Annotated in this window: 18 protein-coding genes; 7 read left to right on the top strand and 11 right to left on the bottom strand. The window is 58.3% G+C overall.

The window, feature by feature from the left end:
- The first annotated feature begins 207 nt into the window (after positions 1–207).
- The 7 genes from AB5Z09_RS01740 to AB5Z09_RS01770 all read left to right on the top strand — a co-directional run bounded on the left by AB5Z09_RS01740 (position 208) and on the right by AB5Z09_RS01770 (position 8,576).
- Positions 208–2,172 carry a reprolysin-like metallopeptidase gene (locus tag AB5Z09_RS01740; RefSeq protein ID WP_216955858.1) on the top strand — a complete coding sequence of 655 codons (1,965 nt, stop codon included), beginning with the start codon at positions 208–210 and terminating at the stop codon, positions 2,170–2,172.
- Positions 2,151–2,489, top strand: a complete 339-nt coding sequence (locus AB5Z09_RS01745) for a hypothetical protein (RefSeq protein ID WP_080768659.1) — start codon at positions 2,151–2,153, stop codon at positions 2,487–2,489. Before AB5Z09_RS01740 ends, AB5Z09_RS01745 begins: the two co-directional genes overlap by 22 nt.
- Before the next feature lie 305 nt (positions 2,490–2,794).
- A complete protein-coding gene (locus AB5Z09_RS01750; protein ID WP_368194499.1) occupies positions 2,795–4,924 on the top strand; it encodes a reprolysin-like metallopeptidase in 2,130 nt (709 codons plus the stop codon).
- 176 nt (positions 4,925–5,100) lie between these two features.
- Complete coding sequence (gene pdxH, locus AB5Z09_RS01755) at positions 5,101–5,739, top strand: pyridoxamine 5'-phosphate oxidase (protein ID WP_019444749.1); 639 nt, start codon at positions 5,101–5,103, stop codon at positions 5,737–5,739.
- 36 nt (positions 5,740–5,775) lie between these two features.
- Positions 5,776–6,390, top strand: coding sequence for a glutathione S-transferase family protein (locus tag AB5Z09_RS01760; RefSeq protein ID WP_368194500.1), 615 nt, complete (start codon positions 5,776–5,778; stop codon positions 6,388–6,390).
- Positions 6,390–8,030, top strand: coding sequence for a GNAT family N-acetyltransferase (locus AB5Z09_RS01765; protein WP_368194501.1), 1,641 nt, complete (start codon positions 6,390–6,392; stop codon positions 8,028–8,030). The genes AB5Z09_RS01760 and AB5Z09_RS01765 overlap by 1 nt, the downstream gene beginning before the upstream one ends.
- Before the next feature lie 6 nt (positions 8,031–8,036).
- Positions 8,037–8,576 (top strand): GNAT family N-acetyltransferase, encoded by a 540-nt coding sequence (locus AB5Z09_RS01770; protein ID WP_013723560.1) that lies wholly within the window; start codon positions 8,037–8,039, stop codon positions 8,574–8,576.
- A 96-nt stretch (positions 8,577–8,672) separates the two neighbouring features.
- Here the strand turns inward: AB5Z09_RS01770 and AB5Z09_RS01775 are convergent, their stop codons facing one another.
- The 11 genes from AB5Z09_RS01775 to AB5Z09_RS01825 form a co-directional block, all read right to left on the bottom strand.
- On the bottom strand, positions 8,673–9,086 hold the full coding sequence (locus tag AB5Z09_RS01775) for a hypothetical protein (protein WP_021229911.1): 414 nt from the start codon (positions 9,084–9,086) through the stop codon (positions 8,673–8,675).
- 183 nt (positions 9,087–9,269) lie between these two features.
- Positions 9,270–10,400, bottom strand: a complete 1,131-nt coding sequence (locus tag AB5Z09_RS01780) for a cupin domain-containing protein (RefSeq protein WP_368194502.1) — start codon at positions 10,398–10,400, stop codon at positions 9,270–9,272.
- A 165-nt stretch (positions 10,401–10,565) separates the two neighbouring features.
- Positions 10,566–11,936 carry an adenylosuccinate lyase gene (gene purB / locus AB5Z09_RS01785; RefSeq protein WP_041208877.1) on the bottom strand — a complete coding sequence of 457 codons (1,371 nt, stop codon included), beginning with the start codon at positions 11,934–11,936 and terminating at the stop codon, positions 10,566–10,568.
- Between the two features lie 122 nt (positions 11,937–12,058).
- The gene (hflD, locus tag AB5Z09_RS01790; protein ID WP_204381641.1) at positions 12,059–12,673 is read right to left on the bottom strand and encodes a high frequency lysogenization protein HflD; all 615 of its coding nucleotides are present in this window, start codon (positions 12,671–12,673) and stop codon (positions 12,059–12,061) included.
- Between the two features lie 23 nt (positions 12,674–12,696).
- The gene (gene mnmA, locus AB5Z09_RS01795; protein ID WP_005353619.1) at positions 12,697–13,803 is read right to left on the bottom strand and encodes a tRNA 2-thiouridine(34) synthase MnmA; all 1,107 of its coding nucleotides are present in this window, start codon (positions 13,801–13,803) and stop codon (positions 12,697–12,699) included.
- Between the two features lie 303 nt (positions 13,804–14,106).
- A complete protein-coding gene (locus tag AB5Z09_RS01800; protein ID WP_042082454.1) occupies positions 14,107–14,598 on the bottom strand; it encodes an NUDIX hydrolase in 492 nt (163 codons plus the stop codon).
- Entirely contained in the window at positions 14,598–15,521 is a 924-nt protein-coding gene (rluE, locus tag AB5Z09_RS01805) for a 23S rRNA pseudouridine(2457) synthase RluE (protein WP_368194503.1), read from the bottom strand. The genes AB5Z09_RS01800 and rluE overlap by 1 nt, the downstream gene beginning before the upstream one ends.
- Positions 15,522–15,625: 104 nt before the next feature.
- Positions 15,626–16,393 (bottom strand): PTS sugar transporter subunit IIA, encoded by a 768-nt coding sequence (locus AB5Z09_RS01810; protein WP_368194504.1) that lies wholly within the window; start codon positions 16,391–16,393, stop codon positions 15,626–15,628.
- Positions 16,393–16,698: a PTS fructose transporter subunit IIB gene (locus AB5Z09_RS01815; protein WP_005334611.1), complete on the bottom strand. Its 306-nt coding sequence runs from the start codon at positions 16,696–16,698 to the stop codon at positions 16,393–16,395. Before AB5Z09_RS01815 ends, AB5Z09_RS01810 begins: the two co-directional genes overlap by 1 nt.
- Before the next feature lie 218 nt (positions 16,699–16,916).
- On the bottom strand, positions 16,917–18,323 hold the full coding sequence (uhpT, locus tag AB5Z09_RS01820; RefSeq protein WP_005334609.1) for a hexose-6-phosphate:phosphate antiporter: 1,407 nt from the start codon (positions 18,321–18,323) through the stop codon (positions 16,917–16,919).
- 579 nt (positions 18,324–18,902) lie between these two features.
- Positions 18,903–20,810: a fructose-specific PTS transporter subunit EIIC gene (locus tag AB5Z09_RS01825; RefSeq protein ID WP_368194505.1), complete on the bottom strand. Its 1,908-nt coding sequence runs from the start codon at positions 20,808–20,810 to the stop codon at positions 18,903–18,905.
- Positions 20,811–21,093: the final 283 nt, after the last annotated feature.

The raw sequence follows: 21,093 nt of genomic DNA on the forward strand, positions 1-21,093 counted from the left end.
CTATCCGTGAAGGCGCCAATGGCGCCTTCACTTTTTTCCGTTGTTGAATGGGGCCAATCTGTATTGCCTGAGATGGGGAGCGCGGGTGTAGCACGATTTTTCAGCGTGACAGAAGTTTTGTGCGAATTTTCTTTTCTGTCTGTCACGCAGATCGTCAATTGACGCTGCACCATACTTGTTGTCACCAAGGTAGGGCAAGGAGGCTCTATGAAGCATGGCATTGCGGTGATTATCACCAGTTTGTCTGTTCAGGTTGCAGCAGAACCACAGTGGACCTTCATGGATGAAAACTTGGAAAGGGGAGGGATCTATGATGTGCGAGCTGAAAAGGTCAGAGTGGTGGTTCCTGACAAGCCTTTTGAACCCGGGCATCTCGCCAGTGTATTGACCTTGCCATTGCCGGATGGCACTACGGTGCAGTTTGATGTTCATCCCAATGCCTTGCTCCCGGAGCCTTTGGCCCAGCGCTACCCTTCTATCAATACTTACAGTGGGAAGGCTATCGATCGGGCGGCGGATACAGGCCGATTCGATGTCACCATACATGGTTTTCACGGTATGTTTACCCATCAGGGGCGTACCTTTTATGTCGATCCGCTTCAGGACGGTTTCTCTTATGCCGTTTATGAACAGCAAGATGCCTGGCGGCGACAGGATGTGGATCAGGTGATTGATCCTCATGGTATCGAGCGTGAGCGAGCTGTGCTGGTCGATGGCAATTTGCGCAAGCGCTACACTATCGCCATCTCGGCAACCGGGGAATATACCCAGTATCACGGTGGTACCAAGGTTGCAGCACTCTCGGCCATTGCAACACTGCTTAATCGGGTCAATGAAGTCTATCGCCGTGATGTGGGGGCCGAGTTTCAGCTTGCAGCTGATACGGATAATGTGATTTTCACCGATCCTGCGACGGATCCTTTCACCAACTCGACCCAGGATATCGCCATCAACCAGACCCAACAGGGGGTGTTGCTCAATCCTTCTTTTGATCTGGGCCATCTGCTGGCGACATCAGGCGGCGGGGTGGCGACCCTGAGATCTTTATGCAACCCTTTCAGCCGTTCACGGGGCATGACCGGAGGCTCACAACCTATCGGTGATGCGTTCTTTATTGATTATGTGGCTCACGAATTGGGGCACCAGCTGGGGGCCGAGCACTCCTTCAATGGCATGGCCGACAGTTGTGCAACAGGTCGCAAGGCTAGCTCAGCCTGGGAACCGGGCAGTGGCTCGACCATCATGGCCTATGCCGGGATCTGTGGTGAGGAGAATCTGCAGGTTAACAGCACACCTTTTTTTCACAGCAAGTCGATCGAGCAGATGCGGGCTCTGATGGCCTCTCTGCCCTCCTGCGGCACCGACCTGGCGCTTGCCAATAACGCGCCGATTGTGGATGCGGGGGGCGATAGGGTGATCCCCGCCAATACGCCTTTCACTCTTGTCGGTAGTGCGCTGGATCTGGATGGTCATCCCCTCAGTTACACCTGGGAGCAGGTTGATCTTGGCAATGCATCCTACAGCGTGGCAACCATGGTGGATGATGGAACCCGCCCGCTGTTTCGCTTTGTTTCACCAACATCGGATCCCCGTAGAACATTGCCCGCCATGAGCTCTCTGATATCGGGTGTCTTGGCCAAAGGAGAGGCGTGGCCTGCGACCAATCGCAATCTCCAGTTCCGCCTTACCGTACGTGATGGTCAGGGGGCGGTGAGCAGTGATGAAATGGTGGTTCAGGTGATCAATACCGGCGCGGCATTTGCCATCACAGCTCCGCAGATCGGCGCCATGGTGGCGGGTAGCACTCAGCTAGTGACATGGAATGTTGCCGGGACCGATCAGCCTCCTATCAATTGTCCCAGCGTGGATTTGGCACTGACACAGAATGGTGGTTCTACTTGGACTACGCTGGCAAGCGGGCTTGCCAATAACGGTTCGGCCAGTGTGGTGTTGCCTGCACCGTTGACCAGCACGGCCAGGCTGAAGCTGGCATGCAGCAATAATATTTTTTTCTCTATCAATGGGATAAGAGGTAATGCGTCTGCCACTACGGAAAGTGCAACTGTCATTACCGACAACAATGCGGGTGGCGGCGGTGGTGGTGGTGCAGTGAATCTTATCGTGATCCTCCTGATGGGAGGGGCAGCCGGATGGCGCAGGTATTACGGTTAGCCGTCAGTTTGCTGTTTCTATATATCTGCGCAGCGCCTGTTGTGGCCGCATCACTGACCGAGGCAATAGATGAAAGTCTTGCTGCTCAGGATTATCGGCTCATCGTGCGTGGCGGGCGCGGCGGTATGGCTCCGGGGGTTGTGGAGTCATTGCAAGCAGAAGCGAGAACCCGGTGCGGAGTCCGTTATCTGAAAGGGTTCGGTGATGTCATTGAGATGGGCAAGGAATCGGAGTTTGAGCAGCGGATTGACTATGCCACCCGATATAACCGACAGATGCTGGAAAGGTGCATGCCGGAGGCGATTTCAAGGCCGTAGTGGCTGTTCAACAACGGCGTGTAAATCGGCATGATTGGAGTTATAACTCTAATATTCCAAACATAGTAATAGCCTCATGGGAATGATTCGATGACTCACATATGAGCCTCCATATAATTTTTTTGGAGTTTTAACTCTATTAAAAAGAACTGCTGAAAATGCTAACAAAATGAGCTATTTATAAAATATAACTAGCTAACTGCATGATTTTAAATGAAATAAAATCCATTTAATTTTTATTGAAAAAGTTGAATTGTGATTTGTGTCACGTTATTCTCGCCGGCTGTTCAGTCAGGTGATTAATAATGATGAAGTTCACAATAAATGCAATCTCAGTTGTCATCGCAATGTCAGCCAATATCGCGCTGGCATCCCCATGGCATATGGTCGAAAAACGCAGCAAGCAGGCCGATGAACCTGTAAGGGCTCGCGCATACAATATCTTTGAGGTAGAGCCGGATTTTTTAGAAAATCTGCGCTTGGGCCAAACCGTGATTACGCTACCATTGCCTGATGGCAAGATGGTGCAATATGAATTGGAAGCCTACTCCGTATTACCGCCTGCGCTGGCAGCAAAATACCCAGATATCATGACCTATAAAGGACATGAAGTTGGCACCCCCAGTAATACCGGTCGTTTTGATATTTCTCCGCGTGGTTTTAACGGCATGTTTATGCATGCCGGAGAGCAGATATTTGTCGATATTCAGCGTAATGGTACCTACGCTGTCTATTACAAAAAAGATGCACATTCAATGAATGGCAAGAATATCAAGGAGATCATTGAAAAATCCGAGCTGAAAAAAAAGTTAGCATACAAAACTGAAGCGGCTCGTAACGAGGCTGGCTATAGCAAGCCAGAGCTTACCCAGTACAGCATTGCATTCTCTACTACTGGTTCATATACCAGGTTCTTTGGTGGCCAAGCCCAAGCATTGGCGTCACTGACAACCTTGACTAACCGTTTAAACGAGGTATATGAAAGGGACTTGGGCGTTCGCTTTGTATTGGCAGATGGGAATGACAAGATTATATTCGAAAATCCTGTTGACGACCCTTTTGTGAACGGTAAATATCCAAAATTTAAAAACATCAGCACTATAAATGCTGTGGTTCAGAGAGAGAAGCTGAATAGTAATGACCTTGGCTATTTCGATATTGGTCATGTAGTAACGCAATCGGAAAAAGATGAGGGGGATGCACAGCTAGGGTCATTGTGTGATAAGATAGACTTATATGCATCATATAGGTCTAACGCGGCTACAGGAAACAAAAATCCTGTTGGAGATGCATTTTTTATTGACTTTGTGGCGCATGAGATTGGCCATCAATTTGGTGCTGACCATACCTATAACGCTAATAAGGGGCAGAGAGAGTCCTCCATGGCATGGGAGCCAGGTAGTGGTAGCTCCATCATGGCTTATGCGGGACTGATGGGGGAGCAAAACGTACAGCTCAACAGCGATGCCTATTTTCATAGCAAGTCGATTGATATGATGCGCAAGCATATCAACAACCGTGAAGCTCAAGCAAAGAAGAGTGAGATCCTATTTGTTGGTGCGCCATTAGTGCTTGCTCCTATTTTTTCCTCGCGTTGTGGCACTGCTATCCCGAACCAAAATGGTGATAATCAGGCGCCAGAAATTACCGATGTGCCAGCAGAACATGTGATCCCCAAAGGGGTGGCATTTAGTCTGAGTGGCAAGGGTAATGATATTGACGGCGATACCCTTACCTATACCTGGGAGCAGGTCGATCTGGGGGATGCAACGACGAGTGGCGATCAATTGAGTTCAGGTCGCCTTGCAACCGGCCCCCTGTATCGTTACACCGCGCCGACCACTTCCCCGGTTCGTCACTTTCCTTCGCTGGCTACCCAGTTGAAAGGGGAAGCTGAGAAAGGTGATGTCTGGGTCAATGTGCCGCGCACCCTTAACTTCCGTCTGGTCGCCCGTGATGGCAAAGGCGGTGGTGCCTATGGTGAGACCTCGGTCGAGGTGGTCGATACAGGCGCACAAACCTTCAAGATTGAACCGGCATCTGACCAGCGTATGCTGGTTGGTAGCCCGACCACAGTGAATTGGCAAGTAGCTGGCACGGACCGTCATCCTGTCAACTGTCAGCGGGTCGATATCAGTTATAGCAACGATGAAGGCAAGAGCTGGCAGCCGCTGGTCAATGGCGTGAACAACAATGGCGCCCATGAGGTGACCATTCCGGCCAATGCTGGCAGCGCTGTTCGCCTCAAGCTGGCCTGTAGCGACAATATCTTCTATGCCATTACGCCAAAACTGGCGACCAAGAGCAGTGATACACCGGCTCCCCAGCCTGAAAGCAATGGCGGCGGTGGTGGTGGCGGTTCGACCGGTCTGTTCGCGCTGTTGGGCCTTGGTATCGCTGCGCTGCTGCGTCGTCGTGAGATCATGAGCTACTAAACCAGATAACCCAAGGGTGAGATTACCCATCTTTGGTAAATTGATGAACCAAGCGAAGAGGCGTTAGCCTCTTCGCTTTTTTTGTATGGTTTACAAGGTCGCTTTATCGAGCGCACAATGCCTGCGTCACTCTCTTGATGGTCGTGGAACCATTATTTATTTGAAGGAAAATCAAGATGATGGATGTTGCTGATCTGCGCCGTGAGTATACCCGTGGCGGTCTGCACCGGGCCGATCTGCCGGCCGAGCCGCTGGCGCTTTTCGAGAAGTGGTTGGCGCAGGCCTGTGAGGCCAAACTGACCGATCCCACCGCCATGGTGGTAGCGACGGTGGATGCCGATGGTCAGCCCTGGCAGCGCACCGTGCTGCTCAAGCACTACGACGCCCAGGGGATGGTTTTTTACACCAACATGGGCAGCCGCAAGGCGCAGCAGCTGGAAGGCAATCCCCGTATCAGCCTGCTCTTTCCCTGGCATACGCTCGACCGTCAGGTGCATGTGACCGGTCGGGTGGAGAAGATGAGCACTTTCGAGGTGATGAAGTATTTCCACAGCCGTCCCAAGGATAGCCAGATCGCTGCCTGGGTCTCCAAGCAGTCGACCCGCATCTCGGCCCGTGGCGTGCTGGAGGCCAAGTTCCTCGAGCTCAAGCAGAAGTTTGCCAATGGCGAAGTGCCGCTGCCGAGCTTCTGGGGCGGATTCCGGGTGGTGATCGAGACGGTGGAGTTCTGGCAGGGGGGCGAGCACCGGCTGCACGACCGCTTCTACTACACCCGCGACGGGGATGGCTGGCATATCGAGCGTCTGGCTCCCTGATCGCGCTGTTCAATTCTGTTTTCACAAGGAGTGTGTATGCGTCTGTATGGTGATCTGCGTTCCGGCAACTGTTACAAGGTGTGGCTGCTGGCCCGCTGGATGGAGCTTCCCCTTGAGTGGGTAGAGGTGGATATTCAGGCGGGGGATACCCGTACCCCCGCATTTCTGGCCATGAACCCCAACGGCAAGATCCCGGTGCTGGAGATTGGCCAAGGCGATGCGCTGGCGGAATCCAACGCCATCCTCTTCTATCTGGGGCAAGGCAGTGCCTTGTGGCCAACCGATCCGCGCCAGCAGGCCGAGGTGCTCAAATGGATGTTCTTCGAGCAGTACAGCCATGAGCCCTACATCGCGGTGGCCCGCTTTATCGTTCACTATCTCGGCCGACCCGAGTCCCAGGAGGCGCGTCTCGACGGGCTGAAAGCCGGTGGCGAGAAGGCGCTGGCGGTAATGGAGCAGCAGCTGAAACAGAGCCCCTACCTGTGCGGTGATGTGCCGACCATCGCCGATATCGCCCTTTATGCCTACACCCATGTGGCAGAGGAGGGGATCTTCTCCCTGCAGGGGTGGCCCGCTATCCGTAGCTGGATCGCCCGTATCGAAGCCCATCCCCGCCATCTGACGCAGCCAGTGGCCTGTCAGGCCAGCTGATGGAATTGCTGATCGAGGCCAGTCTGTGGCAACCGCAGTGGGCTGCGCTGTTGCTGCACTGGCAGCAGCAAGGTCATCGCTGGCAGCTGCTACTGGGCAAAGAGGCGGCCGCCGCCCTCGATCAAACCGATGTTCCCTGGGCGAGCAGCCCTCCTGACGGTGTGCTCTGCCCGGGAGCCCTGCTGGCTGCCTGGCTCGATGGGGATCTGCTGGCGGATTTTCATGTTGATCCCAGCCGCCAGGTCCTGATCAGCGCCTCCACCTCGCTACTGACCCTCGCCAAGGAGCAGGGACTGCTCACCCTTGGTCCTGTGGGGGCCGATCTGCCGCTCGCCCCCGAGGCCGATTTGGGCGCCGTGCTCAATCGCCTGCTGGCGCGCCGCGTGACGGTGCCGACCCTGGCTGAGGGGCATTCGCTATCAGGTGTCGTATTGCGACCACTGCAGGCCGACGATGAGCGCGAGATAGTGCGCTACTGCAGCGACGAGGCGCTGGCGTGCTACACCCTCAATATTCCTCACCCCTATCCGCCGGAGGGGGCTCGCGACTGGCTGGTGCTCAGCTGGCGCAAAGCGGCGCTTGGCCTTGGCTGGAGCTGGGCCATCACCTTGCCAGAGGAGCAAGGGGCGGCGCTGGTTGGGGTGATCTCCTTGCACTGGAATGGCGAGCTCGCCTGGTGGGTGGGCGTGCCTTGGCAGAATCGCGGTCTGGCGACCCGGGCCGCCAGCTTGGTCAAGGAGTTTGCCTTTGACCAACTGCAACTGCCTGCGCTGACGGCTCGCCATATGCCAGACAATTTAGCCTCCGGCCGGGTGATGGCAAAAGTGGGCATGCACTATCGCGGGCGGCGCCATATCAGCGGTCGCCAGCCGTGTGAGGTGAGTTACTGGCGGTTGGATCGCGCTCCCTCCTTACCCAATCCCTTGGCCGAGGAGATTGCCTGCTGGCTTGCAGATGAGCGGATCGCTGTGGTGATCCTGTGGGATCCTGTAACGTTGGATCGGCAGAGTGCCAACGGCAAGCTGGCTATCTCGCTCTTTGTGGATGAGAGGGGCGCGGGGGAGAAGCCCTGTTTTCTGCGCTGCCCGCCGCATATTGAGAGGTTGCTGGCGCTGCACTGTTATCCCGTCGATCTGCTGGAGCAGGCCGAACCGGAGCAGTTGTCCCATCTTGGCGGCGTCTTGCTGAAAGACAGGGATGAACAGGGGCTGGCGTGGTTGCTGAAACTGGCCGCGCTGCAGCGTCAGGGGCCCGATCTGCTCAGCCGCGAGGAGCGCGCATCACGGCTCCACTGGTTCAACCAATTGATGGCGCAGGCGCTGGGCGGCAACGGTGACTCGCCGCAGATACGCTATCAACAGTTACGGCTGCTGGTGGAGCTGCCGGAGCTGGTCGATGAGCTGGATGGCTGTTGGCATCAAACGCCCGAACTGACCTTTGATCGGTTGGCGCGGGAGGCTCCCACCCTCTGGCTGGCCTACCGCGAGGCGATGAACAGGGTCACCCCGGCTACGCTAACCGTCTTGCAGCAGCAGTTTGCAGCTCGTTTTCCTGAGTGCACCCTCCCATTTTTGGACAAAGGTACTCAGAATGACCAGCCGTTGTGTGGAATAATGCCCGCTCTGCTGTACGAGGAGTAATACCTGATGTTGAGAACCGAGCGCCCCGGTGACATGCTGCCGGTTTATGAGCTGCTGAGTGCCGCCTTCGGTCGTTCCGATGAGGCCGAACTGGTCAACCGCCTGCGCGAATGTGGTGCTGCCGTAGTGACCATGGTCGAAGAGGAAGAGTACGAGTTCATGGGGCACCTGATGCTAAGCCCGATCACCATTAACGGCATGGAAGGGCCTTGGCTCGGTCTGGCGCCGGTCGCGGTTCATCCCGACTGGCAAGGTCAGGGGATTGGCTCTGATCTCATCCGTGAAGGGCTTGATACGGCGCTCGAGATGGACTGGAAAGGAGTGGTGGTACTCGGGGATCCGGTCTATTACAGCCGTTTCGGTTTCCGCCCGGCTAGCGAGTTTGGCCTGCACTGCATCTATGAGGTGCCTGCCGACTGCTTTATGGCGATGGAGCTGCAGGAGCGCGGTTTTGCGGGTGTGCAGGGTGAGGTGCTCTATCACCCGCTGTTTGATGAACTCCCCGACGAGCTGCCGGACGCGCAGGCAGAAGTGTCCCATTTATAGCGAGACGTCGCAGCGACAAGCTATAACGAAAAAGCCCTCATCGAGGGCTTTTTCATCTTGTATTGGTCCCTGCCGGGCTTATTCGAGCAAATTGGCTCAGGCAATGATATCGAGCTGGGTACCCTTGCGATTATCTTCACCCACCATGTCACCCATCTGCTGGGCGAGCGGGCTCTGCTGGAATTGCATGTAGTCGCTCAGATTCTGCTGGCGCTGGTAGCGATTCGCAGCCTGATACATATCAGCCGTGCTCGGGCCCGACTTGCTGTCGCTCTCCTGACCGCTGGCCTCCAGGTAGCGCTCCACCACGGCTTTATCTTGCTGGTTCGCCGTATAAGAGACCGCCAGGGTTCTGCGAGCCGTTGCTTTCTCTTCGCTCTGTGCCTGCAATTCATCCTTCTTGGTCAGTGCTTCGTTACGGGCCTGACTGACCTGCTCGGGTGTGACAGCGGGAGAGGAGGGATATTTGCCGTAATCGGGCAGCGGCATGGGCCGGGAGGTGATTTGCATGGTGGCGCTTCTCTTGTGAACAGGGACGGACGCATGATACCCATCCATTTTAGTTCAATAAATCACCACCTGTCGGTTCATCAAGAGTGGGTTCAGCTTCGCGCATCGATTGTTAATTGAACCGCCTCTGAGTGACAAAAAAGGCGCCATAAGGCGCCTTTTTATCCTTCGGTTACTGCCGGATCAGTTGAAGAACCAGTAACCACGGTTGACCAGACGGGTCAGCAGTTGCAGGAAACCGGCCTGATCGGCCAGCTCTACCATATCGGCTTGAGTGATGATGTCCTTGTCGCACAACAGCGAAATGGCTGCCGCATCTTCGCTCAGCAGGGTCCAGGCTTCACCATCGATATAGCACTGCTGGCTTTCGCCGCTGAACCAGACGCTGCGCAGGCCCGGCACCTTGATGGCAGGCTCGCCCTGAGTCAGCAGGTCGGCTACCTCCTCGGCACTGTAGTCCGGCTCGACCGGATTGACGTCCAGATCGTGCTTGGCCTCGGAAATCATGGTGCCGAACCACTCCTTGAACAGGGTCTCGTCATCGAGCGCCTGTTGCATCAGCTCGCGCAGACGGTGCAGCTCGTGGGGCTGGATCTCGCCGTGACGGGCACGGGGTTTGAGGTCGGCATCGCCGTAACGCTCGGTACGCACCTCGTTGTCGATCAGGTGATCGGCAAAGGAGGAGATAAGCGCCTTGGCATCCGGTGCGCGGAAGCCCACCGAGAAGTTCATGGAGGGCTCGATGGCGTAGCCTTCGTGGGGGAATCCGGGCGGAATGTAGAGGATATCGCCCGGCTCCATGATGACGTCGATGATCGCCTCGAACGGCTCGCAGTGCAGCAGGGCGGCATGGGCGGCAAACTCGTTGAGCGGCTTGGCATCGCCAACCCGCCAGTGACGCTTGCCGATACCCTGGGTGATGAACACGTCGTAGTTGTCGATGTGGGGGCCGACACCCGCGTGCGGGGTGGAGAAGCTCACCATCACATCATCAAAGCGCCAGCCCGGAATGAACTGGAACGGCACCGCCAGCTCGTTCACCTCGGGGGCCCAGTGGTTGCAGGCCTGTACCAGAATGGTCCAGTTCTCTTCGCCCAGATGGTCGTAGGATTCGAAGGGGCCGTGGGCCGCATCCCACTTGCCGTCGAAACGGGTGACCAGACGGGACTCTACCACCTCTTCCATGGCCAGACCCGCCAGCTCGTCCGGGCTGATGGGATCCTGAAAGTCTTTGAAGCCGCCCTTGATAAGGAGCGGGCGCTTCTGCCAGTAGTGCTCGAGGAAGTGAGCGATATCCAGATTGAGTTCGTACATAGATCTTCTCGTCAAAGGGTTCGACAAAGGTCAGGAGAGGTCTTGCCAGAGGCGGCTGCCGGCCTCGGGCAAGCCCTCTTGCAAACCATGTATAGGGTGCCACATAAAATAACCGGGGCCCTGTTGCAGATCATGCACAGGGCCCCGGTGGTCTCATTTATCCGCTTATTTCAGCAGATCAACCAGACGCTGGGCGTCACCGATGTAGTTGGCCGGGGTCAGCTTCTTCAGCTCAACCTTGACCGCTTCCGGTAACTCCAGGGTGTCGATAAAGGTGCGCATCCCTTCGGCATCGACACGGCGGCCACGGGTCAGCTCTTTGAGCTTCTCGTAGGGCTTCTCGATACCGTAGCGGCGCATCACGGTCTGGATCGGCTCGGCCAGCACTTCCCAGTTGGCATCCAGATCGGCGGCCATGGCGGCGTCGTTGGCTTCCAGCTTGGAGATACCTTTGAGAGTGGACTGATAGGCGATAAGGGAATAGCCGATGGCAACGCCCAGATTGCGCAGTACGGTCGAGTCGGTCAGATCACGCTGCCAGCGGGAGATGGGCAGCTTGCTCGCCAGATGCTGGAACACGGCGTTGGCCAGACCCAGATTGCCTTCGGAGTTCTCGAAGTCGATGGGGTTGACCTTGTGCGGCATGGTGGAGGAGCCGATTTCGCCGGCGATGGTGCGCTGCTTGAAGTGGCCCAGGGAGATGTAACCCCACACATCGCGGTCGAAGTCGATCAGGATGGTGTTGAAGCGGGCCATGGCGTCGAACAGCTCGGCGATATAGTCATGCGGCTCGATCTGGGTGGTGTAGGGGTTCCAGGTCAGACCCAGGGAGGTCACGAACTCCTCGGAGAACTGGTGCCAGTCCACTTCCGGATAGGCGCTGATGTGGGCGTTGTAGTTGCCGACTGCGCCGTTGATCTTGCCGAGGATCTCCACCGCCATGATCTGCTTGTACTGGCGCTCCAGACGGTAGGCAACGTTGGCCATCTCCTTGCCCATGGTGCTCGGGGTCGCCGGCTGGCCGTGGGTGCGGGAGAGCAGCGGCATATCGCGGTACTCGTGGGCCAGACGCTTGATCTCGCCGATCAGCTTCTCGCAATAAGGCTTGATGACCTCTTCGCGGGCGGTTTTCAGCATCAGACCGTGGGAGTTGTTGTTGATGTCTTCCGAGGTGCAGGCGAAGTGGATGAACTCGCTGACAGCCGCCAGCTCCGGGTTCACTTCGACTTTCTCTTTGAGGAAGTACTCCACCGCTTTCACATCATGGTTGGTGGTGCGCTCGATCTGTTTGATGCGGGCGGCGTCGCTCTCGTTGAAGTTGCTGACGATGCCGTCGAGCAGGGCGTTGGCGGCCGCGCTCAGGGCAGGGACTTCCGGAATCCCGGCGTGGCTGGCCAGTTTCTGCAACCAGCGAACCTCGACTTCAACGCGAAAACGCAGCAGGCCGAATTCGGAGAAGATAGGGCGCAGGGCATCGGCCTTGTCGCCATAACGACCGTCAATCGGGGAAACAGCAGTCAGCGCGGACAGCTCCATGGGGTGAACTCCTGATGATTGGTGTGGGGGATCCGTATTCACTTGCGCGCCGGTCGGGGTGTATCAAGGCTGATGTGCGGCTGTTCACCTTGTCCTCCCTCTGCCTGCGCGCAAGCCAATGATTAGTAACGCTTGGCCAGTTCCACCATCTTCTTGCGAGCGAAGATGATCTGGGTGCGGCTGCCACCGAGCTGGCGCCACAGCACGCAGGCGCGGATGCCTGCCAGCAGCAGGGCGCGCACCTTGTGCTGCACCAGCGGCTGCTGCAGGAACAGCGGGGTGCCGGCCACCTGAATGCGCGGCCCGATGGGGCTGATAAGATCGCTGTAGATGCTCGCCATGTTGGCCAGGATCTGCTCGTCGAGCAGATCGAAGTGCTGTTGCTGGCGACCGATCTGGCTGATCCGCTCACCCAGCATGTTGAGAATGTCCTTGCGCTTGGCCAGCTTGCGCTCCAGCGCAATCAGGCTCACCACATAGCGGGTCAGCTCGGCATTTTTCTGACTGCCGTCGGCACCCAGCTGCTCGACCAGCGCGCGGTAGCCGTCGCGAATGGCCAGATGGGTGTTGTTGAACACCTCTAGCGGGTGGCTCGGATTGGTCACCAGAATGCTGGAGAGGCTCTCGCGCAGGGCGGCCTCGTCACAGCTGCCGTCTCGGGCCACCTTCTGCACCAGATACGCGGCCTGGCAGATGCCGGCAAAGGCCATTGTTCTGTCTTGGAATTTATCGCTCACGTCTGCTGCCTTCTGTTAAGGATTCAAACCGGATGGCTGAAACGTTGTTCGATGATGCCGCCGCCCAGACACACTTCCCCGTCGTAGAAGACGGCGGATTGGCCCGGGGTGACCGCAGCCTGCTTTTCGTCGAAGATGACCCGGATGGTCTCGTCGTCGATGGGCTGGATCAGGCAGGGGATATCCTGCTGACGGTAGCGGGTCTTGACGGTGCAGCGACGCGGCTCGCGGATCGGAGTGCGATCCACCCAGTGCAATTGGCTGGCAATCAAACCATCGGAGTAAAGGCGGGGATGTTCGCCCTGCGCCACCACCAGCACGTTGCGCTCGACCTCTTTGTCGACCACGTACCAGGCCTCTTCGGTGGCATCTTTGCGACCACCGATACCGAGCCCCTTGCGCTGGCCCAGGGTGTGATACATCAGACCCTGATGCTCGCCGATCACCTTGCCATCCACGGTCTCGATCTTACCGGGCTGGGCGGGCAGGAACTTGGCCAGGAAGTCCTTGAACTTGCGCTCGCCGATAAAGCAGATACCGGTGGAGTCTTTCTTCTTGGCGGTGATGAGATCCAGCTGCTCGGCGATGCGGCGCACCTCCGGCTTCTCCAGATCGCCAACCGGGAACAGGCTCTGACCCACTTGCTTCTCGCTCAGGGTGTAGAGGAAGTAGCTCTGATCCTTGTTGGTATCGAGACCGCGCAGCAGGCGCGGGCGGCCGGTGCTGTCGTCACGGCGCACATAGTGGCCGGTGGCGATGTAGGTGGCGCCCAGCTCTTCGGCGGCAAATTCGAGGAACGCCTTGAACTTGATCTCCTTGTTGCACAGGATATCGGGGTTTGGCGTGCGGCCAGCCTTGTACTCTTCGAGGAAGTGCTCGAACACGTTGTCCCAGTACTCGGCCGCGAAGTTGATAGTGTGGAGTTTCATCCCCAGCTTGTCGCAGACGGCCTTGGCATCAGCCAAATCCTGGGCGGCAGAGCAGTACTCGTCCGTGTCGTCTTCTTCCCAGTTCTTCATGAACAAGCCTTCGACCTGATAGCCCTGCTGCTGGAGCAGGTAGGCCGAGACGGAAGAATCCACGCCGCCGGACATGCCGACGATCACCTTGATTTGGCTGTTGTCTGTCATTAGTCGAAGTTACCAGTTCGTTTAAACGGGGCGTATTCTACCAGAGTTTTGCGCCCCCGGTCACATATCCATGCCGCAGTTCCCATCAGGAGCCTGATAGCAGGAAATCGTTTTTCTATTTGTTGGCACCATGATGAAAAAATGGTGCCAAACGATATCGGATAGCCTGTTCACGATCTGTCACGAGAGGCCGTCAGCAAGGTAAAGAGCAGCGCAGGAACCGGAGCGTATATATCTACGTGAGGATTCCGAGCAGCACATGAGCCTTGATCACGGCCTCGCAGTAAGAGCGTGGACAGGTTCTCAGATAAAGGCCTTGAGTGCCGACAGTGGCAGCCGTGTCCCCGCCAGATAATCCTGAATGCACTGCCACACCAGGGGGCTGCGCAGGGCCGGTTTGCATTCCGCTATTTCTTCCAGCGTGAGCCAGTGGCAAGCCAGCACATCGCCGTCAGGATCCTCTGGATGGTGCTGACCCGGCGCTTTTTCAAGGTCGAAGATGATGGCGGTGCGCACATAGGTGGCTTCGCTGTCGGCCGGTTTGAACAGATAGGTACCAAGCCAGGCGGTCGGCGTAGCGGTCAGACCCGTCTCTTCTTTCAGCTCGCGGCAAGCCGCTTCAAGCAGGTTTTCCCCCGGCTCCACATGGCCGGCGGGTTGGTTGAAACGGCGCTGGCCTTTTATCTCCTCTTCCACCACCAGAAAGCGCCCCTGCCACTGCACCAGGGCGGCGACCGTCAGGCGCGCCTCCATGCGGGCGTGGCTGGTGGTCGATTGCTCTGCCTGATTGCTCATCATGACTCCTTGTCGTTGCTATTGGGATTGTCCGCTCGGGCCGGTCGACGTGCCGTTCCTCGACCACTGCTGCGGGGTTTGCCGCCAGTCGGGTTTGAAGTTGAACGCTCGGTTGGGTGAGTGCTGCGGGGGCGCTCGTCACGTCTCGGCTGGCTGGCCCGCCGTGGCGCATCCCCTGCCGGTTTGGCCGGTTTGGCGGTATGAGCGCCTGAACGGGATGAGGAGGGACGCGGGCGGCTGCTGGAGCTCGGCGCCAGCTCGGGGGCAGGCAGGCTGCGGCTCTCGCCGGGGGCCAGACCATCTAACGTCCAGTCGCCGATGGCATAGCGAATAAGGCGCAGGGTGGGGTGGCCGATATGGGCGGTCATTCGCCGCACCTGCCGGTTGCGCCCCTCGATGATCTTGATCTCCAGCCAGCTGGTGGGGATCTCCTTACGCTCGCGGATCGGCGGATTGCGCGGCCACACCGCAGGTTCATCCATGATGCGCGCCCCGGCGGGCAGGGTCATGCCGTCATTGAGCTCCACGCCGGCGCGCAGGGCGGCCAGTTGCTCCTCGCTCGGGATCCCTTCCACCTGCACCCAATAGGTCTTGGGGGTCTTCTCCCCCGGCTGGGTGAGGCGAGCCTGCAGCTTGCCATCGTTGGTGAGCAGCAGCAGCCCCTCGCTATCGCGATCGAGCCGCCCTGCGGCATAGATGCCGGGCTCTTTGATGTAATCCTTGAGGGTCTCGCGGCCCGCCTCGTCGGTGAACTGGCAGAGCACCATGTAGGGCTTGTTCAGCAGGAGCAATTTGCGATCCGCTGGGGCCAGCTCCGGTTTGCGGGGGGATGCATGGCGGGGTGCGGCTGGTTTGGCCGCCGTGCGCGGGGCGTTATCGCGCGGCGCGCGGCTGACAGAGAGACGGGAGCGGGGAGATTTCATCGGATACACACTTCAGACAGACGATGGCAGCGAGTGTACCACAGGGTGCTGAGGGCTGGATGAATGGCTGGGGTTTCAACAAGCAGTGCCCAGAGCCAATTCGCCTAGCTTAGCAGGCTCTCGATCACGATAGCCTGACGGGCGGGGGCCGAGTCCGCCAACAGCAGGGCGTGGCTGACCACATCGTCGATCATCGACTGCGCCAGTCGGGTGAGGGGGCGCAGGGTCTCCCGTCCGCTACCAACCGGCACCGCCAGCAGAATAATGGTCTGCACCGGCCCGATTTGAGAGCCCCACTCGATGGGCTCCTTGCAGCTAAGCAGGGCCAGAGTTGGCTGGCTGATCCCTTCGCTCAATACATGAGGCATGGCAAGGCCGGGGCGGATGATGGTGGCCGAGACCTGCTCGCGCCGCTCTACCGCAGCGGTCAGTGTGGCGCGGTCGGTGATCAGCTCGGCGGGCAGCAGATCGATCAGATGCTCGAGCGCTTCGGCTTTGGCCAGCGGTTCGGGGCTGTGGGCCAGTTGGCGCAAGGCAAAATGGTAGTCGGGCAGCGCGTTGGCCAGTCGCAACTCCGCCAGCGCGGCGGTGCGCGGGCGCACCAGCGGTTGACCCAGCTCCCCGCACCAGCAGGTAAAGGCCATGTGGGCGAGCTCGGCATCGCACCCTTCAATTTGCAACTGACAGAGATCGCCGGGCTGGGTGGCGAGGGTCAACAGGGAGAGCTGGTTGCTGGCGGCAACGGTCTGGCGCCGGGTGAGGTTGGCACAGCGGATGGTGGATTTAAACATCCCCGCCAGCCGGTTCAACTGCTTGGCCTGGGTGATGCTCAACCCCTGCTGGCAGTAGAAGGTGATTTCGCGGGTCAGCATCAGGCCGGGATCGGCAGGGCCTTGAGTACGGCGTTGGCATCCAGCAGCACGGTTTCCAGTCTCACCTGATGGATGGTGCAGCCGAGGAAGCGCTCTTTCTGCTCAATCTCGATATCGGAGGCAATCAGCACCAGGTCGGCGCTGGCAATATCGCGGGCGGTCAGCATGTTCTCCATGCCCATGGCGCCCTGAGTCTCGACCTTGATCTTGAGTCCCAGCCCAGTGGCGGCTTTTTGCAGGGCATCGGCAGCCATATAGGTATGGGCGATACCGGTCGGGCAAGCGGTGACGGCGACGATCTTCATCTGCTCTCTGTGATGCTGACAAGGGGGAGCAACAAGATAGCGCCAGCGGGGGGCTTTTACCAAAAGTCCATATGAAAAGTGGGATCTTGATGGGGATATGCCCGTCCCTTGAACGGCAGTGCAGGCTGATATGGGCCAGCTGGGAGTGGGGTTGCCCCAAACAACAAGGGCCACCCCTGTGGGTGGCCCTGAACAATCTGCGTCTGTTGTTATGGCTATCAGGCGGTCTGGGCAGCCAGCTCGGCGGCCTTCAGTTCGCGCTTGATGCGGCGGATCTTGCGCTCCTCGGCGACCGCGACACAGCCCATCAGCACCAGACAGGCGGCGGCTGCGATATCCAGCGCCGCGAAGGTGCCGGTCCAGCCGGTCAGACCGAAGATGGGGGTGCCATCGGCAATCATGCCCAGACCCAGTTTGGCGAAGCTGTCACCGATGAGGTAGGCAAAGGTGCCCTTGACGCCATCGGCTACGCTGATGCCCTGCTTGGGGACGAAGCCCACGGCGGCGACGCCGATCAGCAACTGCGGACCAAACACCAGGAAGCCTAGGGTGAACAGGGAGCCCAGGAACATAAACTGGGTAGTCGCATGCTGGTAGAGACCCAGGGTCGCGATGATCAGCGCCAGCGCCACGCAGGCAACCAGACCACGACGGCCATTGGCCAGATCGGAGAGGTAACCCCACATCAGGGTGCCGACAAGAGCGCCCACTTCGAAGAAGGTAAAGCCCTGAATGGCAACGTCTTTGGAGAAGCCCAGCTCCTGGTGGGCATAGACGGTAGACCATTGGTCGATACCGATACGCACCACGTAGAGGAAGATGTTGGCAAAGCAGAGCAGCCAGATCACCTTGTTGAGCAGCACATACTTCACGAAGATCTGCCACTTGGTCAGCTTCTGCTCTTCGGTCGCGATATCCTCTTCGCTCGCCACTTCGTCAAACAGCTCTTCCACCTTGCCAAGGCCGTAGGCTTCCGGCGAATCGCTACCAAAGCGCAGGCCGATAAAGCCGACGATCAGCGCGATGATGGAGGGGAAGATAAACATGCCGAGCACGTTGCCATCAAACAGGTAGTTGGCACCGAACAACGCCACACCGGCCGCACCGGCACCGCCCACGTTGTGGGAGAGGTTCCACATGCCCAGATAGGTGCCGCGCTTGTTGCGAGGGGTCCACTTGGTGATGGTGGAGTAGCTGCACGAACCGCCACAGCTCTGGAAGAAACCGCTCAGGGCATAGAAGAAGATCATGAAGTAGAGGCTGAAACCGGTGCCGCCCATGCTGGCACTGAAGCCCAGCATGCACAGCGCGGAGAGGATCAGCATCAGCGGCAGGAACTGCTTGGTGTTCTTGCCGTCGGCGTAGTAGGAGACGATGGTCTTGCCCACCCCGTAGGTAATGGAGAAGCCAAGGCCGATCATGCCAAGCTCGGTCATGGAGAGACCGTACTCCTGGATCATGTCATTTTGCGCAATGTTGAAGTTCTTGCGGATCAGATACATGGTCAAATAGCCAATAAATACAACCAGATAAGATTGCATAAATGGCTTGAACCAGAGCTTGCGCCGGGCTTCGACCGGCAGGTCCAGGGTGGGGACCCGGACCTGTTGGAGCAATTTCAACATCTTCGTTCATCCTCTGCGAGATAGACGGTATTTCCGCCGCGCCCCTCATTTGTAGATAGGTTGTTCGAGGTCACGCCACGGAAGGGGGAACGGAACGTCGGGGCTGTCAGCCGCTGCTGCGCTCGACGCTCCATCCATATAAACCCGGGCCCGGCACGGGATGACGGGGCGCATTGCCCGTCGCGGTGCGGGTCACGACATCAGGTGGGGTGACTCTAATAAGAGGGGCAAAAAATGGCTTGAGAGCCATCCCTAGTGGGGCTAGGAAATTTTCCTAGTTTTTGCGCTTTCGCGGACAAAGCGTGAGAAACATCACACCGCTGACGCCGGATTGCTGCCATTTCAGACAGTTTGGCGCTCTGTGTGAGTGCTGGGCTGGTGGGATGGATAGGCCAGAAGGGAGCAAGGGAAAGGCAAGGAGAGAGGTGAAGGGAGATATGAGGGAAGAGTGCTTATCGACCACTATTTCTCGGGGGGCGATGTTGGGAAATACGGCCCGCCAGCCATCCCCAAAAAACAAGAGGCCACCCCGTGGGGTGGCCTCTTTTATGCTCTACGAGCCGCGATGGCGAGGGGCACTCAGGCCGCCTTGGCCAGGGTCACCTCGTCACTCTTTTTTACCCGCAGCTTTTTCAGGGCAACCGCGACCACGCCGGTCACGATGGCACCGCAGATCATGCAGAGCAGGGCCAGCAGCGGCTTGTTGACGGCACCCAGCAGGGCCACGATGGGGCCACCGTGGGCAACGCTGTTGGTGATGCCGAACAGGAAGGCCATCACAGCGGCGGTCATGCTGCCCAGCACGTTGGCCGGAATGACGGCGAGCGGGTCACGGGCGGCGAACGGAATCGCACCTTCGGAGATACCCACCAGACCCATGGCACCGGCGGCTTTGCCCGCTTCGATCTCGGACTCGTCAAAGATGCCGAGCTTGCGACCGAGCACAGTAGCCAGCGACATGCCAAGGGGCGCGGCCGGGATGGCGCAGGCCATGGCACCCATGAACTGGGTCTGACCGGAGGCGATCATGCCGACGGAGAAGAGGAAGGCTACCTTGTTAACCGGGCCACCCATATCAAAGCCGGCCATACCACCCAGCACGATACCCAGCAGCACCAGACTGCCACCGCTCATGGAGAGCAGCATGGCGTTGAGGCCAGTCATCATGTCGGCAATGGGAGCGCCGATGATGAAGATAAAGACCGCAGCGATAAACAGGGAGCCGACGATGGGGGCGATCAGGATCGGCACCAGCGGTTGCACCATCTTGTGGTACTGACGGGTCGCAATCCAGCGCACCAGATAACCGACCAGGAGGCCCGCAATGATGGCACCGATAAAGCCGGTACCGGCATCAGCGCCGTAGAAACTGCCGTTGTTGGCGATCCAGCCACCGATAAAGCCCGGTGCCAGCGCAGGACGATCACCGATGGCGTAGGCGATATAGCCCGCCAGAATGGGGATCATCAGGGTAAAGGCGGCCACGCCCACGTTGAGGATCTGGTTCCACATGCTCCCTTCCGGGATCTGCATGCCGCTCGGGGTCGGGTTGCCGCCGATGGCCAGTGCCAGCGCAATCAACAGACCGCCGGTCACCACGAACGGGATCATGTGCGACACACCGTTCATCAGGTAGCGATAGAGATCGGAACTGCCACCCGCGCTCTTCTCTTCACCTTTTTTATCTTCTTTGCCAGCCACATAGGCGGGGGCTTTCAGGGCCTGCTCGATCAGACCCTTGCCATCCTTGATGGGGGCCTTCACGCCGGTCTTGATGAGCGGCTTGCCGTTGAAGCGGGCCATGTCCACCTGCTTGTCACAGGCCACCACGATGGCGGTGGCGCGGGCGATCTCGTCGGTGGTCGGGCTGTTCTTGACGCCGATGGAGCCGTTAGTCTCCACCTTCACCTCATAACCCAGCTCCTTGGCGGCGCGCTCCAGCGACTCGGCCGCCAGATAGGTATGGGCGATACCGGCCGGGCAACCGGTGACACCGATGATCAGCCCCTTGTTGGCCGCAGGTACGGCAGCCGCTTCCTCTTTCTTGGCCAGCAGCAGCGCCAGCGCATCGGCCGGGGTGTTGGCCGCCAGCAGTTTGGCGATAAAGCCCTCTTCGATCAGCTTGCCGGAGAGCTCGGCCAGCACCTCGATATGGTGGTTGGCGCCGCCATCGGGAGAGGCGATCATAAAGAAAATATGGGACGGCTTGCCATCTTCGGCGCCGTACTCGATGCCGTTGCGGCTGATGCCGATGGCGACCGCCGGGTTGCATACCGCTGCACTCTTGGCGTGGGGCAGGGCCACGCCCTCTTCAAAGCCGGTGTTGCCCAGCTCTTCGCGGGCCCACAGATCCTTGACGAACTGCTGCTCGTCGCTGACCTTGCCTTGCGCGACCAGCAGGCGGGCCATCTCGGTGAAGACCTCTTCCTTACGTGTCGCTTTCAAATCGAGATTGATCAGATGTTCATTGATCAAGGTGGTTATCATGGCGCTCTCCCCGCTCCGTTGCCGGAGCCTGTTGGCATGCCGCCCTTGCAGGCCGGCATGCAGACAAAATTGACCCGACTATTATCGCGCTGGGGCAGAGGTCACCCTATCGCACAAATGTGCGAATAACTGGATTTTTGTGCGCTATCACCTTGAGTGTGACCCTGATCGCAAAGCTGAATAGCTGCTGAAACGGGGGCGGATTGAATCGCCCATGTTTTTATTAATGATTAAAATCAATTGGTTGTGTTTGTGTGTTGTTCAGCGCCTTGGCCGTGCGGTG

The sequence above is a fragment of the Aeromonas sp. R2-2 genome (genome assembly GCF_040908355.1).
GTDB lineage: Bacteria > Pseudomonadota > Gammaproteobacteria > Enterobacterales > Aeromonadaceae > Aeromonas > Aeromonas veronii.

Excerpts from the sequence above, each read along its gene's own strand:
- AB5Z09_RS01760 (WP_368194500.1), top strand. The coding sequence starts at position 5,776 with ATGCGTCTGTATGGTGATCTGCGTTCCGGCAACTGTTACAAGGTGTGG.
- AB5Z09_RS01800 (WP_042082454.1), bottom strand. The coding sequence starts at position 14,598 with ATGAGCAATCAGGCAGAGCAATCGACCACCAGCCACGCCCGCATGGAG.
- AB5Z09_RS01770 (WP_013723560.1), top strand. The coding sequence starts at position 8,037 with ATGTTGAGAACCGAGCGCCCCGGTGACATGCTGCCGGTTTATGAGCTG.
- AB5Z09_RS01745 (WP_080768659.1), top strand. The coding sequence starts at position 2,151 with ATGGCGCAGGTATTACGGTTAGCCGTCAGTTTGCTGTTTCTATATATC.
- AB5Z09_RS01775 (WP_021229911.1), bottom strand. The coding sequence starts at position 9,086 with ATGCAAATCACCTCCCGGCCCATGCCGCTGCCCGATTACGGCAAATAT.
- mnmA (WP_005353619.1), bottom strand. The coding sequence starts at position 13,803 with ATGACAGACAACAGCCAAATCAAGGTGATCGTCGGCATGTCCGGCGGC.
- AB5Z09_RS01815 (WP_005334611.1), bottom strand. The coding sequence starts at position 16,698 with ATGAAGATCGTCGCCGTCACCGCTTGCCCGACCGGTATCGCCCATACC.
- AB5Z09_RS01765 (WP_368194501.1), top strand. The coding sequence starts at position 6,390 with ATGGAATTGCTGATCGAGGCCAGTCTGTGGCAACCGCAGTGGGCTGCG.
- pdxH (WP_019444749.1), top strand. The coding sequence starts at position 5,101 with ATGATGGATGTTGCTGATCTGCGCCGTGAGTATACCCGTGGCGGTCTG.
- AB5Z09_RS01750 (WP_368194499.1), top strand. The coding sequence starts at position 2,795 with ATGATGAAGTTCACAATAAATGCAATCTCAGTTGTCATCGCAATGTCA.
- purB (WP_041208877.1), bottom strand. The coding sequence starts at position 11,936 with ATGGAGCTGTCCGCGCTGACTGCTGTTTCCCCGATTGACGGTCGTTAT.
- AB5Z09_RS01825 (WP_368194505.1), bottom strand. The coding sequence starts at position 20,810 with ATGATAACCACCTTGATCAATGAACATCTGATCAATCTCGATTTGAAA.
- rluE (WP_368194503.1), bottom strand. The coding sequence starts at position 15,521 with ATGAAATCTCCCCGCTCCCGTCTCTCTGTCAGCCGCGCGCCGCGCGAT.
- AB5Z09_RS01780 (WP_368194502.1), bottom strand. The coding sequence starts at position 10,400 with ATGTACGAACTCAATCTGGATATCGCTCACTTCCTCGAGCACTACTGG.
- AB5Z09_RS01740 (WP_216955858.1), top strand. The coding sequence starts at position 208 with ATGAAGCATGGCATTGCGGTGATTATCACCAGTTTGTCTGTTCAGGTT.
- uhpT (WP_005334609.1), bottom strand. The coding sequence starts at position 18,323 with ATGTTGAAATTGCTCCAACAGGTCCGGGTCCCCACCCTGGACCTGCCG.
- AB5Z09_RS01810 (WP_368194504.1), bottom strand. The coding sequence starts at position 16,393 with ATGCTGACCCGCGAAATCACCTTCTACTGCCAGCAGGGGTTGAGCATC.